12 protein-coding genes are annotated in these 15,868 nt (G+C 65.2%); 4 read left to right on the top strand and 8 right to left on the bottom strand.

All coding sequences use genetic code 11. The features are described 5' to 3' along the window. The first annotated feature begins 35 nt into the window (after nt 1-35). Nucleotides 36-1,811 (top strand): hypothetical protein, encoded by a 1,776-nt coding sequence (locus K1X11_RS12905; RefSeq protein ID WP_221032755.1) that lies wholly within the window; start codon nt 36-38, stop codon nt 1,809-1,811. Nucleotides 1,812-1,837: 26 nt separating this feature from the next. Here K1X11_RS12905 and K1X11_RS12900 read toward each other — a convergent pair whose 3' ends face one another. Genes K1X11_RS12900 through K1X11_RS12890 form a run of 3 tightly spaced genes read right to left on the bottom strand, consistent with a single transcriptional unit; the run spans nt 1,838 to nt 4,398 of the window. Continuing rightward, the gene (locus tag K1X11_RS12900; RefSeq protein WP_221032756.1) at nt 1,838-2,833 is read right to left on the bottom strand and encodes a DUF4097 family beta strand repeat-containing protein; all 996 of its coding nucleotides are present in this window, start codon (nt 2,831-2,833) and stop codon (nt 1,838-1,840) included. A 58-nt stretch (nt 2,834-2,891) separates the two neighbouring features. Next, on the bottom strand, nt 2,892-3,737 hold the full coding sequence (locus K1X11_RS12895; protein ID WP_221032902.1) for a zf-HC2 domain-containing protein: 846 nt from the start codon (nt 3,735-3,737) through the stop codon (nt 2,892-2,894). Nucleotides 3,738-3,759: 22 nt separating this feature from the next. Beyond that, on the bottom strand, nt 3,760-4,398 hold the full coding sequence (locus tag K1X11_RS12890; protein ID WP_221032757.1) for an RNA polymerase sigma factor: 639 nt from the start codon (nt 4,396-4,398) through the stop codon (nt 3,760-3,762). Nucleotides 4,399-4,628: 230 nt separating this feature from the next. Here K1X11_RS12890 and K1X11_RS12885 point away from each other — a divergent pair, with 230 nt between their 5' ends. Next, nucleotides 4,629-5,153, top strand: coding sequence for a hypothetical protein (locus tag K1X11_RS12885; RefSeq protein ID WP_221032758.1), 525 nt, complete (start codon nt 4,629-4,631; stop codon nt 5,151-5,153). Between the two features lie 93 nt (nt 5,154-5,246). Here the strand turns inward: K1X11_RS12885 and K1X11_RS12880 are convergent, their stop codons facing one another. The 5 genes from K1X11_RS12880 to K1X11_RS12860 form a co-directional block, all read right to left on the bottom strand. Further along, nucleotides 5,247-8,255, bottom strand: a complete 3,009-nt coding sequence (locus K1X11_RS12880; RefSeq protein ID WP_221032759.1) for a WD40 repeat domain-containing serine/threonine protein kinase — start codon at nt 8,253-8,255, stop codon at nt 5,247-5,249. Between the two features lie 160 nt (nt 8,256-8,415). Next, nucleotides 8,416-9,045 carry an RNA polymerase sigma factor gene (locus K1X11_RS12875; protein ID WP_221032760.1) on the bottom strand — a complete coding sequence of 210 codons (630 nt, stop codon included), beginning with the start codon at nt 9,043-9,045 and terminating at the stop codon, nt 8,416-8,418. A 735-nt stretch (nt 9,046-9,780) separates the two neighbouring features. Next, nucleotides 9,781-10,404 (bottom strand): cyclase family protein, encoded by a 624-nt coding sequence (locus tag K1X11_RS12870; RefSeq protein ID WP_221032761.1) that lies wholly within the window; start codon nt 10,402-10,404, stop codon nt 9,781-9,783. Further along, nucleotides 10,401-11,657, bottom strand: a complete 1,257-nt coding sequence (gene kynU, locus K1X11_RS12865) for a kynureninase (protein WP_221032762.1) — start codon at nt 11,655-11,657, stop codon at nt 10,401-10,403. Before kynU ends, K1X11_RS12870 begins: the two co-directional genes overlap by 4 nt. Then, the gene (locus tag K1X11_RS12860; RefSeq protein ID WP_221032763.1) at nt 11,654-12,382 is read right to left on the bottom strand and encodes a TrmH family RNA methyltransferase; all 729 of its coding nucleotides are present in this window, start codon (nt 12,380-12,382) and stop codon (nt 11,654-11,656) included. Before K1X11_RS12860 ends, kynU begins: the two co-directional genes overlap by 4 nt. 90 nt (nt 12,383-12,472) lie before the next feature. On the opposite strand from K1X11_RS12860, the gene K1X11_RS12855 reads away from it, so the two are divergent. Beyond that, nucleotides 12,473-12,940 carry an OsmC family protein gene (locus K1X11_RS12855; RefSeq protein ID WP_221032764.1) on the top strand — a complete coding sequence of 156 codons (468 nt, stop codon included), beginning with the start codon at nt 12,473-12,475 and terminating at the stop codon, nt 12,938-12,940. A 142-nt stretch (nt 12,941-13,082) separates the two neighbouring features. Then, nucleotides 13,083-15,848 (top strand): TonB-dependent receptor, encoded by a 2,766-nt coding sequence (locus K1X11_RS12850; protein WP_221032765.1) that lies wholly within the window; start codon nt 13,083-13,085, stop codon nt 15,846-15,848. The last annotated feature ends 20 nt before the right edge of the window (nt 15,849-15,868 follow it).

The following is a 15,868-nucleotide window of genomic DNA, read 5'->3' as shown; positions in this document are numbered from 1 at the left end:
GGTGGGTCGCTTAAACGCATAAAAACCAAGCATTCATGGCTATCTGGGAATACAAAGTGATCAGCAGCGGGAAGGGTGGGTTCGCGAACCCGCAGTTGCTGGAGAATTTTCTGAATCAACTGGGCAAGGACGAGTGGGAGATCATCGATTTCCGCACCGCGCCCGATAATCCGCTGGCTTTTAACGGGCTGGCTCGCCGCGGCACGCAACGCGATTGGACGCTTGAGGCGGCCCAAGCGGCGCAGACCAAGGCGGAAGAGGAGAAGAACCGCGCCGAGCTCGCCGCCGCCCGCGCGGCCAAGGAGGCCGCCGAACGTGACGCCGAGAAGGCTCGCGAGGCCGCCGCTGCCGCGATCGCGGGCGAGGGCGACGAAGAGGGATCCCATCGTGACGAGAGTTTGCGCACCCTGCGCGACACCGAGCGCGACGACGACCCGGAGGCACTCGCCGAAGAGGCTGAGGCCGCTTCATTGGGCGACGATTGGGATGAGATGTCGCTCGATGACGATCTGCCGACCTTGTTCGACGCCATCAAACCGCACCTGCGCCGCAACCAGAAGGGTCTGGGCGAGGCTGCGGCGATCGACTACCTCGCGCGCCGTTGGGAGCAGGAGCCGGAGGATGTGCTCGGCGCGTTGCAGGAGTGCGGTCTGACCGTGCCGGAAAACGACGACGACCTGCCCGAGTATTTTGAGTTTGAGGGCGACCTCTACTGGCTGAACCGCAACAACCGCGGTCAGACCTTCATCAATGTGCGCGAGAAGCCGCGGCCGCGGTTTAAGCCGACGCAGATGCGCAAGCTCGACCCGGAGGATCCGGCGTCGGAGGAACTGCGGGCCGAACACGAGGCCGAGCAGGAAAAGAAGCGCGCGGCGCAGGCCGAACGCGAAGCGCGCGAGGCCGAGCGAGCCGCCCGCAAGGCTGCGGCGGAGGCCGAGGCCAACAAGCCGCCGGAGCCGCTGCCGGAAGGCGAAGCGGTGATCGAGCTGGTGAAGCCGAAGATGCGCCGCAATCGCCGCGGTCCGGGCCAGTCGGGTTCGTTGTCCTTCCTCGCCAAGGCCCTCAAGCACAGCGAGGAAGACCTCTTGAAAGCGTTTGAGTCCATCGGTCTGAAGCTGGCGGAAAAGGACGACGAGAAGCCGGCCTTTGTGGAGGTGGGCGACGAAGTGTATTGGCTGAAGAAAGACGGCCGCGGTGGCGTGTGGATCAATGCCCGCGACAAGGACAAGCTGCGAAACAAGGACAAGGATGCGGTGAAGCCCAAGGACGCGGAATCCGAAGCAGCCGACGCTGCAGCGGACGAAGATCAGTCCAGCGCGGAGGAGAAACCCGCCGAGCCGGTGAAGCCGGCGGCCGAGGCGGATGCCGATGATGCGACGACGACCGAGACTGAAGAGGTTGAAGTGAAATTTGAGCCGGGCGCGAAGGCGTTGCCGGCGCTGCGCCTGTTGTTGAAGCCCAAGTCCCGCGGCAATGGCGCGGCGGCGGAGATCGACACTCTGGCGCGCAAGCTCAACAAGCCGGCGGTCGAGTTGCTCGAAGCGTTGGTGAAGGCCGGCCTGAACGTGCCGGATGATGCCGATGAGAAGCCGAAGTTTGCCGAGCTCGGCGACGAGATCCTTTGGCTCAATCGCAACGCCAAGGACGACTCGCTGTGGCTGAACGCCAAGACCAAGCCGAAGCGTTCCCGCTCGCGTTCGACAACGAAAAAGACGACCAAGAAGGCGGCGACCGAAAAGGCTTCCGACGCAGGTTCGGCCGACAAAAAAGCCGCGCCCGAGGAATCGTCGGACGCGGCGAAGAGCGAGTAAGCGAGACGGGGCGCGCCTTGGCGCGCTCAGTCGATTTTGCGCACGATGATGTCGCCGTTCATGGTGGCGATCTGCAGGTCGCCATTGGCGTCGCCGGCATCATTGAGCGTGCCGCTGATCACCTTGCCGCCGGAGAGTGACGGGATGCTCGGGGCGCGGGGCGCGCGCGGGGCTCGCGGCGCGCGGGGGGCCTTGACCTTGATCGACGTCTTCTCCGATTCGCGCATCTCGGCGACGGCGGCACGGACCTCTTCGGCGACCTCGCGGGCGATCTCGGCGGCCTCGGCCGCGACCTCGCGAGCGGCTTCGGCAAACTCTTCGTGCATATCGGGCGCGAAGGCGGGACCGGAGGTGGTTTGGGTGACGAGTTCGGTCTCGTCGAAGTCGGTGAGGATGGAGCCGTTTTGGGAGCGGAAGCGCACGTTGGCGGAGGCGTCGGCCGGGAGGCGCACACTCACCTCGCCGTTCATGGTGGTGATCGAGACGGGGTTCTCGGCGCTGAGACGGGTGAAGCTGGCGCTGATCTCGCCGTTCATGGATTCGATGATGGCACCGCCGCCGATGTCGCGCAGATCGATCTCACCGTTGAGGTTTTGCACGGTGACATTGCCGTCGACGGCTTGGACTTCGATTTCGCCGCCGTAGTTGGTGCGCAGGTCGAGGGAGGTCTCGCGGGGGACGCGGACGACGAAGTCGGCGGGTTGGCCCCAGTTGTCGAGGCCGTAGGTGAGGAGCATCTGATTGTCGGCTTCCTCGCAGTGATAAGTGGTGCTGGAGCTGATAACGCGCAGGCCATCGGGGCGGCGCTCTTCGCCGGCGCCGGCGTCGGCGTCGGTTTCGATGGTGACCGCTTCATCGTCGGTGCCGATCACCAGCACGGAGCCGTGGGCGATGTGCACGGTGAGGTGGCCGGGTTGGGACGGATCGGAGAACTTGAAGGTGGTCTCATTGGCCCGGGCGGCGGCGGCGAAGACGAGGGCACCGACGGAGGCCGTGAGCAGGAGTCGAGTGATGTATTTCATAAACGGATACGAAGTTGGTGGTGAACGTGATGTTGCAGGTGTTGAAAACTAAAGGGGCTCAGAGCAGGGCGAGACCACGGCGGGCGGCTTCGCGCACGACGGCGTCGGCGCTCGGGTTTTGGGCGAGGCGGTTGAGGGCCGGAGCGGCGTCGGGGTCACGGGAGGCGACGACGAAGTCGATCATGGCAACCTGGACGAGCGGCGAGGGTTCGCGGGGCAGGGCGTTGATGATGCCGGCGCGGACGGGAGCGCGATCGACGTGAGCGTAGAGGGCTTCGAGGGCGGTGAGGCGCAGGTTGACGCTGGGGTCGAAGGCGAGGGTGTTGAGCAGGTCGGCGAGGGTGCGGTCGTTGGCGTCGTTTTCGTTAAGGGCGGCGATGACGCTTTGGAGGCGTTGGGTGGCGGGTTGGGTGAGCAGGTGGGTGCTCACGACGCGGTCCATGGATTCGACGCGTTGGCGTAGGTCGGCGAGTTCCTGTTGGGTGGCGGGATCGGGTTGGGTGACGACGCGCACCTCGGGTTCGGGAGCGGGCATGACGCGGGCGCCGAGCCAGACGCCGCCGATGAGCACGGCGACGGTGAGGGCGAATTGGAGCGCGGGGCGGCTGGGGAGCAGCGCGGCGAAGAAGCTATCGATCCGGGAGCGGGCGAGGGCGAAGGGACTGGGCGCATCGGCTTCGGCCTGGGCTTCGTCGAGCATGGCGTAGAAGTTGGCGCGCAGGCGGGGGGAGGGCTCGGCGACGGGCAGTTTGTCGAGGGTGAGCAAGGTTTGCTGGAGGTCGGCCCACTCGCGTTGGCAGGTGAGGCAGGTCTTGAGGTGATCACGGACGGCGGCGGCCTCGTGGGTGGGCAGGGTGCCGGCCTGGTAATCGATGAAGTGATCCTGAATGCGTTGGCAGTTCATGGGAAAAGGGAGGGCTGAGGGCTCAGGCCGCGGAGGTGCGGCGGAGTTTGAAGAATTTGTCGCGGAGGGCGGAGAGGGCGCGGTGGACGCGGACTTTGGCGGCACCGGCGGAGATGTTGAGCAGGCGACCGATCTCGTCGTGTTGCAGGTGTTGGAAGCGGTGGAGGACGAGGATCTCGCGCTGGTCCTGGTGGAGGAGGGAGAGCGCGTGTTGCATGAGGTCGAGCTCGTCGCGGCGGGTGGCCTGGTCGTCGGCGGTGGGAGTGGCGTCGTCGGCGACGGTGGTAAAGTCGGTCGGATCGGTGGGGATGGGGGCGCGGTTGGCGCGGCGGTAGTGATCGGCGGCGGCGCGGCGGGCGAGGTGGTAGAGCCAGGCGGTGAACTTGCCCTCGTCGCGGTAGGTGTGGCGGTATTTGAGGATGCGTTGGAAGACGATCTGCACGAGGTCTTCGGCGACATCGGGGTTGCCGGTGAGGCGGGCGAGGAAGCCGTGGAGCATGCGGTGATGGCGCTCGAAGAGGTCGCCGAGCCGGGCGAGTTCGCCGGCGCGCACGGCAAGCATCAGGTCATGGTCGCTGGCCTCATCCATGGTGGGGTTGTCCGTGGTTGTAGCGCGGTCGGACGGCGAGGCGAAGTTGATTTGTGAGCAGGAGGACGGCACGGCGAGGGCGGGTCATGAGTGGCTAGTGGGGAGGGGAACCGCGGGTCCGTGGCAGCGTTACAGGCTTTTGCAGTGAACCGGTGGTGGGATGAGGCGGCTCGGTGGTCGATATTGGTGATCTTTTGACATTATTTTGAAAGATTCCGGGCCGCGCCGTCGTTTTAGAGATGAGGTGTGGCTCCGGTCTGCCTCGTCGCCTTCGACCCAAAACTCACGACTCCCAGATACTTATGAGCAAAAATCCCCTGATTCTTGTCACCACTTACGATGCCCTGATGGCCGATGGCCGCAGGGTGTCTTGGCAAGGCTTCCGTCCCGCCAGTGCGGCGGCGGATGCCCGGCCGACGCTCTATATCGCCACGTTGCCGGCGGGTCCGGATCCGGCGGGCGTGACGATTTACAACCTGCGCACGGTGGGGGCGCAGGCGACGCAGTATGCGGTGCAGCTGACGGTGTTGGCGGGTGACGCGCAATTTAAGCCGGCTGGCGGCGCCTTCGCGGCGCTGCCAGTGGGATCGGCAGTGACGGTGCCGGCGCAGGGGACGGCGGTGGCTGCCGAGCTGAGTTTTACGAGTCAGACCTGCACGGTGCAGGTGGTGCCGGTGCGCACGCCGGTGCCGGGTAAGGAGCCTATGGCGATGTTGGGCGAGGACGGGAGTTCGCCGGAAGCGAAAGGCGGTGGAGGCTCACCGGAAGGGGGCGAGGGTGGTGGCAACCCGCCGCCGCCGATTCCGGGCGGTGAAGAGAATCCCTGATTTTTTATCTGTGGTTGTCCGTTGGACAGGCGCGGTGTGGCGTCCTCATGGGGGCGGGCACCGCGCTTTTTTTGGGCTCACTCCGCGCGGTGATCAACGCCGCCAGATGCGGAGGTAGCCCGTGCGGGTGTGGGCGATGAGCGTGGTGCCGTCGGGACTGAATGTGATTCGGCTGGCCAAGTCCTGGGCTCGTTCGGAACCGGGGTCGGCGAAAATCAGCGGGGGGCGTTCATGCCACGCGCCGGCGTCATCGAGGCCAAAGAGTCGCACGGTGCCCAACGCGCCGGCGGTGGCGAAGAGCCGGCAGTCGGGGTGAAAGGCACTCGTGATCGCCATGGTGTAGGTGGTGGGGTCGTGCAGGGCAGTGCTCAGGTCGTGCGCGCGGAGGAAGGAGAAGCCGCGGGCGCCCTCGGGGGCCACGATCCATTTGCCATCGGGAGACACGGTCAGGGCCGAGGGGCGCCAGAGGATTTTGCGTTCGGCCAGCAGGGTGTTGGTAAGCAGGTCCCAAGTTTGCAGGATCTGATCGGGCGACAGGTAGGTGATATGACCGTGGTTGTTGATCGCCGGGTAGGCGGGAGCCAGGGGGCGTCGATCCTTGAAGACGATCTCTTCGGCCAAGCGATCCCAGAGAACGATCTGGCCGCGTTGGCTGGTGGCGAGAATCCAATGGCCATCCGGCGAGATGGAGGCGTGGTTGAAAGCCTCGTCCGGGTCGAGCAAGGCAATGGCGCGGTGCGGTGCGGAGGGGGTATCGGTGTTGCTCTGCCAGCAGCGACCTTGGTCATCGACCCAGAGGTATTCCCCGCGCTCAAAATGCAGGACCGATCGCAGCTCGGCCGGGACGGTTTGGCTGCGCCCCGTCGCCAAGTCGAAGAACATACTCTGACCGATTTGGGAGGGTAGGAACACGCGGCCACCGTCTATTTCGAAGACCGCGCGAGTATTGTAGGTCGCGACGGTGGTGGGAGGCAGGCTAAACTCATGAAGCTTTTCGCCACTCGAAGCGGTGATCGTCCACGCGCGCACGTCGCCCTGCATGGAAGCACTGATCACGCGGGAAGCATCGACCCAAACACTGGCGTTGGGGATCCCGACGTGACCGCGGTGCAGTCCCAACTGCGCGCCGGTGAGCGAATCGTAGACCAACATTTTGCGCTCGCGATCGCCGATGACGATTTTGGAGCCGTCGGGCGAGATGGCGCTGGAGAGGGCTTCCCAGCCGATTGCGGGGCCGGACCAAGGCGCTTGCGGCAAGCCATGGGCCCAGAAGTGGTTTTCGGCTTGGTCGATGCAGTAGGCAAAGGTTGAGCCGTCGGCGGAGATATCAAACAACACCGGGAAGTCGCTGGAGTCCCGGGTGAACTGGAGCACGGCGGCACCGTCCACGATGTGCCAAAACCAGAGGCGAAAGTCGGTGTGGGGGCTGAGGCCTCGCTGCATGACCAGAGCGAGCTGGGAAAGGTCGGCATTGGCCTGCGCTTCGCGGAAGACCCAGGCGCTTTGGTCCGATTCCCAATGCGGCACGGTGAAGGTGAGTTCGTCCCGGTCGGTATTGTAATTTCGAATACCGAGGACATGCGGCGCCTCATCGCGGCTGTCTTTAAAATAGAACAGGCGGGGGGCGGTGGCATCGGCGAAGAGGGGGCGGAAGATGCCGGGTTGATTGGGGCGCGGATCGGGGGAGCCATCGGCGAGGGACCACGTCTCGAGTTCGTAGTCCGGGGTGCTGCCCACGAGGCGTTGGCCGTCGGGGCTGAAGCCCGCGACGCGGTGCAGCCCTTCGAGCTGGTAGGCGATGTGGCCGGTCTCGATCTCGATGACCTGCACGGTGGTGCTGGTGTCCTCGACTGCGACGAGGCGACGATCGGGGGAGAGGCTTAGGCGGGACACCTGGGGGCCGGACTCGCGCAGGATGATTGCGGGGTCGCCGGCGGCTTCGTTGTGGAGGGCAAACCACTCGAAGCCGCGCAGGTCCGGGTCGCCGGGCGCGGGGGCACCGTCGGCGAGGGCGAGGCGGGCGAGGCCGTATTCGCCGGCGCTGAGGGCGCGTTGGGCGTTGGCGATGCTGGCGGAGTAGAGGGACTCGCGGGTGCGGGCGGCGAGTTCGGCCTCGGCGGCGCGGCGTCCGGCGGATTCGACGTTGGCGCGTTGGCGTTCCAGGTAGGCGCCGACCGAGGCGACGGCGGCAATGGCGGCGGCGATGGCGATCCAGCGGCGGGCGCGGGAGAGGCCGGCCTCGGCGCGGCGCAGGCGGCGCACGGAACGTCCGGCGACGAGCAACTGGAGGTCGGCGAGCAGACTCGCCACATCGGCGTAGCGTTCTTCGGGGCGGCTGGCGCAGGCGCGGAGGATGATCTCGTTGAGCTCGAGCAGCTGGGTGCGGTCGGGGCGGTCACCGAGGTTTTCGGGCAGGCGCGGGTAGTCGTTGCGATCGCGGCCGGTGGCGAGTTCGTAGAGGACTTTGCCGAATGAGAAAATGTCGGCGGCGATGGTGCCGGGACCTTCGGGCGGGACAAAACCCTCGGTGCCGACGTAGGTGAGGGCGTCGGAGGTGTGGGTCACCAGACCGATGTCGGCGAGTTTGGCGTGGCCGTGGACGACGATGATGTTGGACGGTTTGACGTCGCGGTGGATGTGGCCGGTGGAGTGGAGCTCCGCTAGGCAACCGGCGAGTTCGATGGCGTGAGCGATGACCTCGTCGATGGGGGGCGAGATGTCGTGTGTCCGGAAATGGCGGAAGGTGAGCGGCTCGTAGCAACCGGGGTCGATCTCGCGGCCGGTGACGACATCGTCGGCCAGCTCCATGACGTAGTAGAAAAAGCCTTCGGTTTCGTTGCGGCCGACGTGGAGGAGGGAAAGTTGGCGGGATTCGCCAGCGGTGATGCGGGCGAATTCACGCAGGCCGTTGAACTCGCGCTCGTAGGGGGCGAGGTCGGTGAAGCGGGAGCGCCAAACGATTTTTACGGCGCGAAAGAGTCCGGTTTGGCTTCGCGCCAGCCATACATCGCCATAGCTGCCCCTTCCCACCCGCCGTAGCAATTCGTAGTCGGGAATCAGTGGTGGTGGGGGCGTGGTAGGGTTGGCTTCCTCCGGCGGCACGGAGGCGATTGAGGCAAAGGGATGACAGAGCGTCGACCTGTTTCAGGTTTGCTCAAACGTGGGTATAAAAAAGCGCCGCGGCCCCGGAGGGGGCGCACGGCGCGAGCTACGGTGATTAGGAACCGGAAGCGAAAGGGGGAAACGCGGTGGCCGCGGAGGCTTAGCCGTGGCGGTCACGCAGGCGATCCACCTCGTTGCGCAGGCGCTTGGTGAGGCGGTGGGCGATGAGGTAGACGGTGGCGGCGTTCATCTCGAGGTCGTGAGCGATGCGGCGCACGGGCCAGCCCTGACGGCTGTAGAGTTCGAAGGCCTGAAAGTGTTTGGCCGGCACCTGACGCGCGAGGCACTCCATGGCGGTGTTGAGAATGTGCTGCTGCCACTCCACTTCCCAAAAATCGACGATGTCGTTTTCGACCGGGACGTCCTCCATGGGGTCGCAGTGGTCATTGAGCGGAGAAACCACGTGAGTGCCGTCGGGCAGGCTGGCTTGATCGCGCTGGCGAAATTTGTCGGCGATGCGCCAGCGGGTCTGGTTCATCAGCCAGCGACGAAAGGCGCCACGGCGGTCGCGAATCTCGTAGTCAGAGATACGTTGAGCGACATTTTGGAGGACCTCTTGGACGACTTCGTCGGCTTCGCTGCTGCTCAAGCCGGCGCGGGTGGCGAGGCCGTGAATGAAGCGGCGGTAGAGGCGGTGAAACTCTTCCCAGCTGGAGTTGTCGCGCCAGTCGCGCAGTCGGTGGAGCAGACTTGGGCGGGTGAGAAGAGAAGGTTGGGACAAGGTTGGCATCGGCATTTGCACCTGAAACGGGCCGAAAGCGGCGAATCTTTCTGCTAATTGAAATTTTTTCGCATTTGGGGAGGCGCGACGAGGGGAAAGCGCGCGAGACGCACCTATCGTGACAAGAAAGGGCGCCTGGCTCGGAGAAACTATTTTCAAGAAATCTGAAAGTTTTTGAAAGGATAGGGGATTTTGACCCGTTTCACTGGGTAAAGAACGCTTTGGTCCCACCGATGTCGCCTACCTCCTCCCCTTTTTCTAAGTCTCATGCCCCGGAGCTGTCTGCTTCGCCGCGGTTGCGTGGGGTCGCGAAGGTTCTGAGTGGATGGTGGGATCGCGTGTCGTTTTCCGGAGGATCGGCTGACTCGCCCATCTCGGTGAAGGGCCGTTGGTCTCCGCCAGCGACGACTGCTGCGGCCCCCAAGCCGGCGGACGTGCTACCGGGACTACCGGGAAAGCGGGTCAAGATTGTCTGTGTGTCGATGGATGCATCGAACCAGCAGCTGCAGTCGAAGATTGATCTGGCTTGCCAAGCTCAGGCCAAGGCAGGTCTCAAGCTGTCTTCCCGGTTCGATCATGACGGGAGCGTTTTTCTGGTCTTCAAGCGGTTGAGACCATGAGGAGCATCAACGAATTTCGAGGAGTCGTTTAAAGAGTCGAGTCACCGACTCCTCGGGAACGGGGCCGCCAGCGCGAAGGCCAGTGTGCTGGCGGTCCCAAAATTTTCCAGCGGCGGGCCTGGGTTCAGGCGAGGGGGCGCAGGACGGCGCGAATGGGGGAGCCGTCCGCCCCGGCGATCCTCAGCGGCAGCGCGATGAGTTCGTAGAGGCCGGGCGATGCCGCATCGAGCAGGAGGTTTTCCAGGATGAGCACGTCGGCGTGGTCGCAGGCGTGATGGCGCGGCAGGTCCTTGCTGGTGAGCGCGTCGACCGAAGGCGCGTCGAGGCCGATGACGCGCACGCCGCGTTCAGCCAACCAGGCCGGCACGTCGAGGTCGAGCAGGGGCCACGTCTCCGGAAATTGATCGGGCGCGGACCACGCGCCGGTGTGAAGCAACAAACGCGGGGCGGTGGGGGCGCCAAGGGATTCGAGCAGGGCCACAGAGATCGTGGCGTGGCCACGGACGTCGACGACCTGGGCGGGACCGACGTAGGCGTCGAGCGGCACCTGGTCGATGGTCGTGCCGTTTTCGTTGTAGTGGTAGGGGGCGTCGGCGTGGGTGCCGTTGTGCACGCTGAGGGAGAGGTTGCCGAGGTTGACGGCACTGCCCTCGGCAATGCGGGCGGCGGCGGTGAACACCACCGGATGGTCGCCTGGCCAGGGCGGGGTGTCGGAGCGGAGCGGTCGGGTGATGTCGATGAAGCTCATGGCGCGGCGGTGGTGGGATCGGGCCAATCGAGGTAGGATTGGGAGCGCAAAATTTCGGCGAGGCGGTCGATGGCGGCATCGACGTCGGCGAAGGTGTTGTAAAACGGGCTGGGCGCGAGGCGCAGCACGTCGGGATGGCGATAGTCGGGCACGACACCGGCGGCACGCAGGGCGGGGCAAAGCCGGCCGGCGGCGGGGTGGACGAGGGCGACTTGTCCGCCGCGGGCGGCGGGGTCGCGGGGCGTGGCGATGGTGACGCCGAGAGCGGCGAGGGTGTCATCACAGCGGGCCAGCAGATGGGTGGTAAGCGCAAGGGAACGAGCGCGCAGAGCGGCGATGCCGCCGACGAGCGGGAAGAGTTCCAGCGACCCGGCAAGCGGCGCGAGGCTGAGGATGGGCGGCGTGCCCACATGCAGCCGGCTTGCTCCGGGGGCTGGGCGATGAGCAAGATCGAGGGTGAAGCGATGGACTGGATCGACGCCCCACCAGCCGGCGAGGCCGGGCGGGCGTTCGTGATGACGAGGGTGCAGGAAGAGCCCGCCGATGGCACCGGGGCCGGCGTTGAGGTATTTGTAAGTGCACCAGAAGGCGAAGTCGGCGCCCTCGGTTTCGAGGTGGTGGGGCACGGCGCCGATGCTGTGGGAGAGGTCCCAGCCGATGAGCACGCCGCGCTCGCGGGCAGCGGCGTTGATGGCGGGCAGGTCGAGCAGTTGGCCGCTCACGTAGAGCACGCCCGGCAGGATCGCGAGCTGCACATCGGGCGTGAAGGCGGCCACGATATCGGCGGTCTCCAGCGTGCGCCCATCGGTGGAGCGGATCCAACGCAGGTGGGAGGCGGGATCGAGTCCGCGGAGGCGGAGATGGCTTTCGATGGCGTGCGCATCGGACGCGAAGTTGATCGGATCGGCCAGGATGACGCGGCGGGTGGGGTGGGCCGGATCGAAGAGGGTGGCGAGCAGTTGGTGGAGATTGAGCGTGGTCTGCGCGGTGAGCGCGATGGCCTGAGGCGACGCGCCGAGCAGGGGGACGAGATCGGCGGCAGTGCGCTCGGCGAGATCGATCCAGCCCCCCTCGGACCAACCGCCGATGCCGTGGGTGGCCCAGTCGCGCAGCACGGTTTGCACGGCGGCTTCGGCGCGGCGGCTGAGCAGGCCGAGCGAATTGCCGTCGAGGTAGATTTGGTCGGGCGGCAGGTGGAACTCCGCGCGAAACGGCGCCCACGTGGCGTCGTCGGTGGCGATCGGCGTGGTCATGGCCGCAGGTGGGCGCAGACGATGCCAGCGGCGACGGCGGCGTTGAGCGACTCGGCGCCACCGTGACGTGGAATGGTGATGCGCTCGGACAGGGTGGAGGCGACAGCGGCGGAGAGTCCGCGGCCTTCGCTGCCGATCACGACGACGGCGGCGACGGGCGGTTGGAGTTGGCTGAGGGGCGTGCCGTCGAGATCGCAGCCGTAGACCGGCACGGTGGGCGCGGCCGCGGCGAGCGCGGGGGCGAGGTCGGTCGTGATGACGCGCATGTGCGCAAAGGAGCCCATGGAGGCGTTGATGACCTTCTGGGAAAAGAGGTCGGCGCAGTCGGGTGAGAGCAGGACGCGTTCGAAACCAAACCAGTCGGCGATGCGCAGCAGGGTGCCGACGTTGCCCGGATCCTGAATGCCATCGAGGGCGAGGGTGAGACCGTGGGTCAGTTCGCCGGCGGCGAGTTCGGCGCGGGCGATGCGACCGACGGCGAGCACGGGCGACGGGGTGGGGTAGTGACTCATGCGCTCCATCTCACTGGCGGTCACGATCTCGACGGCGGCTCCTGCGGGTTGGGTCCAATCGGGTGTGGCATAGACCTCGGCAAAGGGATGCCCGGCGGCGAGCAGCTCAGTCACGACCTTGGGACCTTCGACGACATACAGACCCGTTTCTTCGCGGGTCTTTTTCTGACGCAGGCTGCGCAAGCGTTGGATCTGGGCCTTGGTGAGCGGCATGGGAGGAGCACGGCGCATGGGCGGCGCCAAGGCAACGTCATGCTCGCGCGAGCTTGCGCAACGGCGGTGGCGGCCGTTAGCCCCTGCAACATGGCAGAACACCTCGCGATCATTGCATGGCAGCGGCCGGACGGGGCCGCGTTTTCCCAGGGGCGTTATTCGCGGGAGCACACCTGGACGTTTGACGGCGGCCTGACCGTGCCGGCCTCGCCGGCCCCGTCGGTGGTGCCGGCGCCGTGGAGCAATCCGGCGCACGTCGATCCCGAGGAAGCGTTTGTGGCGTCGATCTCCAGTTGTCACATGCTCTGGTGGTTGGCGCTGGCGGCCAAGGCCGGGCTCGAGGTGACCGCTTATCGTGATCGGGCGGTGGGCGTGATGGCGCGGGATACGCAGGGGCGGTATTGGGTCGAGACGGTCACGCTGTATCCGGAAGTCAGTTACGAGGGAGAAAGTCCGAGCGTGGAGGTCGAGCGCGAGCTGCACCACCGGGCGCACGAGGCCTGTTTTATCGCGAATTCGGTGAAGACGCAGGTCACGGTCGTCGTTGCGGAACGGTGACAAACGGGTGACGCCGTCACCTGGTCGACACGTAGGTTACGGCAGGCTGGCGGGAGGGTGAAGTTCTGGTGACGGGCGGTGTGGTCGATTGACCGGAGCGGGCAGGGAGGTGAACCGAGAGGCCACCTTACACCTGCGCCCTATGAAACGCATTCTCTGCACCCTTCTTCTTGCTCTCGGTTCTGCCGCGACGCTGCTGGCCCAAGCCTTGGGCACCGTGAGCGGTCGCGTGATCGACGCCAACACTGGCCTCGCCCTCGAGGGCGTGCGCGTCCAAGTGGCGGGCACCGCCGCCACCACCTTTACCGGCTCGGATGGCCGTTACACCGTGCCCAACGTTGAAGCAGGCAGCCAGACGCTGCGCTTCTCCTACGTGGGCTATGATGAAATGGAGTCCGCCGTGGAGGTGAGCTCCACGGGCGTGACTCGCCTCGATGCCGCGTTCGAGGTGCTCGAGATGGAAGCGATGGTCATCCAAGGCGCCGTGGTCGGCACGGCCCGTGCGATCAACGCCCAGCGTGCGGCGGATACGCTGAGCAACATCGTGGCCTCCGACGCCATCGGCAGTTTCCCCGATCAAAACGCCGCCGAGGCGCTGCAGCGCGTGCCGGGCCTGTCGCTCTACCGTGACCAAGGCGAAGGGCGTTACATCGTGGTGCGCGGCATCAACTACGCGCTCAACAACGTGCAGCTCGACGGCGTGAAACTCGCCAGCCCGGAGGAAGGCGACCGCGGCATCGCGCTCGACGTCATCCCGGCCGACGCGATGGACAGCGTCGAGGTGACCAAGGTCCCGACCCCCGACATGGATGGTGAAGGCATCGGTGGCACGGTGAACATCAAGTCCAAGAGCGCCTTCGATCACGACGGCATGCATGCTTCGTTCAAGGCGCAGGGCATCTACTCCGCGCTCTCCGGCAAGACCGGCTACAAGTTCAACGGCAAGTTCTCCACCGTCACGGAAGACGGCAAACTCGGCCTGCTCATCGCCCCGACCTGGCAGGTGCGCAAGTTCGGCTCCTACAACTACGAGAACGATGGCTGGAGCGAAGAGGAGTCCCCGACCGACGGCAATGACTACTACTTCCTCGAAGCGATGAACTATCGCGACTACGTCATCGAGCGTGAGCGTTACGGCGTCTCCGCCGCGATCGAGGGGCGTCCGAATGAGAACCTCGATTGGTATGTGCGCGGCAACTACAACCGTTTCAAGGACACCGAGCAGCGCTATCGCACGGTGATCGATTTCACCGAGGGTGACCTCGTGGCGCTCGACGCCAATTCCGCCACGATCGAAGACCTGCGCCGCTTCCGTCGCGACCTGCGCGACCGCGTGAAGGATCAGGACCTGCAGGCGGTTTCCGCCGGGTTCGATTTTCGCAACAGCGCTTGGACGATCGACGGCAAACTTGGTTACTCGAAGGGCCACGAAGAGAGCCCGGACGAGACGCAATACCGTTTCCGCCGCAACACCCGTGACGGAGTGTTCACCTATGATTTCAGCAATGCTTACGATCTGAGGATCAGCCAGCTCGCCGGCGCCTCGATTGAGAACCCTGCTTCCTACGAGCTGCAGCGCGTGGAGTTCACCAGCGATGCTGGTGACGAGACCGAGTTCGATGCCTTGCTCAATGCCCGTTACGACTTTGGCGGCGACGCGCCGTCTTTCGTGAAGTTTGGTGGCGCTTTCCGCAGCAAAGAGAAGACCTCCGAAGTCGAGGTGTTTGAATATTCCGACGGCCCGGATTCCTTCAGCTTCGCCAACTTGGCGGGCGAAATCGGTGATTACCCGTTTGGTTTTGATGTCCCCCGCATTGATCGTGCGGCGGCGGCTGAAGCGTTCTTCCCCAACCTGTCCTCTTTTGACGCCGAGCGTGTTTTTGAAGACAGTGAGCTCGACGACTGGGTGTCCAATGAGGACGTGCTCGCGGGTTACGTGATGGGCAGCACCACGATCGGTCGCACCACCTATACGGCCGGTGTCCGCGTGGAGCGCACGAAGTTCGACTCGACCGGCAAGCAGGTTGATCTCGAGAACGAGGTCGTTCTCGGCAACGAGCGTTTCTCCCGCAGCTACACCAACTGGCTGCCGGGCGTTTACCTCCGCCACGATCTGAGTGACAGCATTGTGCTGCGTGCCTCCTTCTCCAATTCGCTCTCGCGTCCTTCCTTTGGCAGCAGCGCGGCTCGCATCGCGATCAATCACGATGACGAGGAAGTGTTCCTCGGCAACCCGGCCCTCGAGGCCCTCGAGTCGACCAACTGGGATGCCTCGGTGGAATACTACCTGCCGTCGCTCGGCGTGATGTCGGCCAGCGTGTTCTACAAGGACATCAAAAACTTCTCCTACGAGTATGAAGTCGACGGCGGTTATGCCCCGTTGCCGGACTACGAACTCACCACCTTTGCCAACGGTAGCTCCGGCGAGATTCGCGGTCTCGAGCTCGCTTACCAGCAGCAGCTCACGATGCTGGCGGCGCCGTTCGACGGTTTTGGCGTGATGGCCAACGTCACCTTTGCCGACTCTGAGGCGACCTACCCGACCCGCCCGGGCGAGACCCTGGACTTCATCGGCAACTCCGACCTCGTCGGCAACCTGGCGCTGACCTACGAGCGCAAGGGCTTCTTCGCCCGCCTCGCGCTCAATCACCGCAGCGAGCGTCTGCGTGAAGACGAGGAGTTCGGCGGCGACATCTACGAGGATGTCTGGGTTGACGATGCCACCCAGCTCGACCTCACCGTGCGTTACCGCGTGAACCACAATTGGGAAATCTTTGGCGAGTGGGCCAACATCACCAACGAACCCTTCCGCGTGTTCTTCAAGTCGCCCAACGGCGGCGGCGATCGCCTCGGCCAGTGGGAAGAATACGACTGGACCGCCAACTTCGGCGTGCGCTGGAGCCTCTGAACCTTTGACCGCTTCGGTCT

The organism is Actomonas aquatica (assembly GCF_019679435.2).
Classification (GTDB): Bacteria; Verrucomicrobiota; Verrucomicrobiia; order Opitutales; family Opitutaceae; genus Actomonas; species Actomonas aquatica.
Note: the sequence above shows the minus strand (reverse complement) of the source record. Positions and strands in the feature narration are given on the sequence as shown.

Excerpts from the sequence above, each read along its gene's own strand:
- K1X11_RS12905 (WP_221032755.1), top strand. The coding sequence starts at position 36 with ATGGCTATCTGGGAATACAAAGTGATCAGCAGCGGGAAGGGTGGGTTC.
- K1X11_RS12900 (WP_221032756.1), bottom strand. The coding sequence starts at position 2,833 with ATGAAATACATCACTCGACTCCTGCTCACGGCCTCCGTCGGTGCCCTC.
- K1X11_RS12895 (WP_221032902.1), bottom strand. The coding sequence starts at position 3,737 with ATGAACTGCCAACGCATTCAGGATCACTTCATCGATTACCAGGCCGGC.
- K1X11_RS12885 (WP_221032758.1), top strand. The coding sequence starts at position 4,629 with ATGAGCAAAAATCCCCTGATTCTTGTCACCACTTACGATGCCCTGATG.
- K1X11_RS12875 (WP_221032760.1), bottom strand. The coding sequence starts at position 9,045 with ATGCCAACCTTGTCCCAACCTTCTCTTCTCACCCGCCCAAGTCTGCTC.
- K1X11_RS12870 (WP_221032761.1), bottom strand. The coding sequence starts at position 10,404 with ATGAGCTTCATCGACATCACCCGACCGCTCCGCTCCGACACCCCGCCC.
- kynU (WP_221032762.1), bottom strand. The coding sequence starts at position 11,657 with ATGACCACGCCGATCGCCACCGACGACGCCACGTGGGCGCCGTTTCGC.
- K1X11_RS12860 (WP_221032763.1), bottom strand. The coding sequence starts at position 12,382 with ATGCCGCTCACCAAGGCCCAGATCCAACGCTTGCGCAGCCTGCGTCAG.
- K1X11_RS12855 (WP_221032764.1), top strand. The coding sequence starts at position 12,473 with ATGGCAGAACACCTCGCGATCATTGCATGGCAGCGGCCGGACGGGGCC.
- K1X11_RS12850 (WP_221032765.1), top strand. The coding sequence starts at position 13,083 with ATGAAACGCATTCTCTGCACCCTTCTTCTTGCTCTCGGTTCTGCCGCG.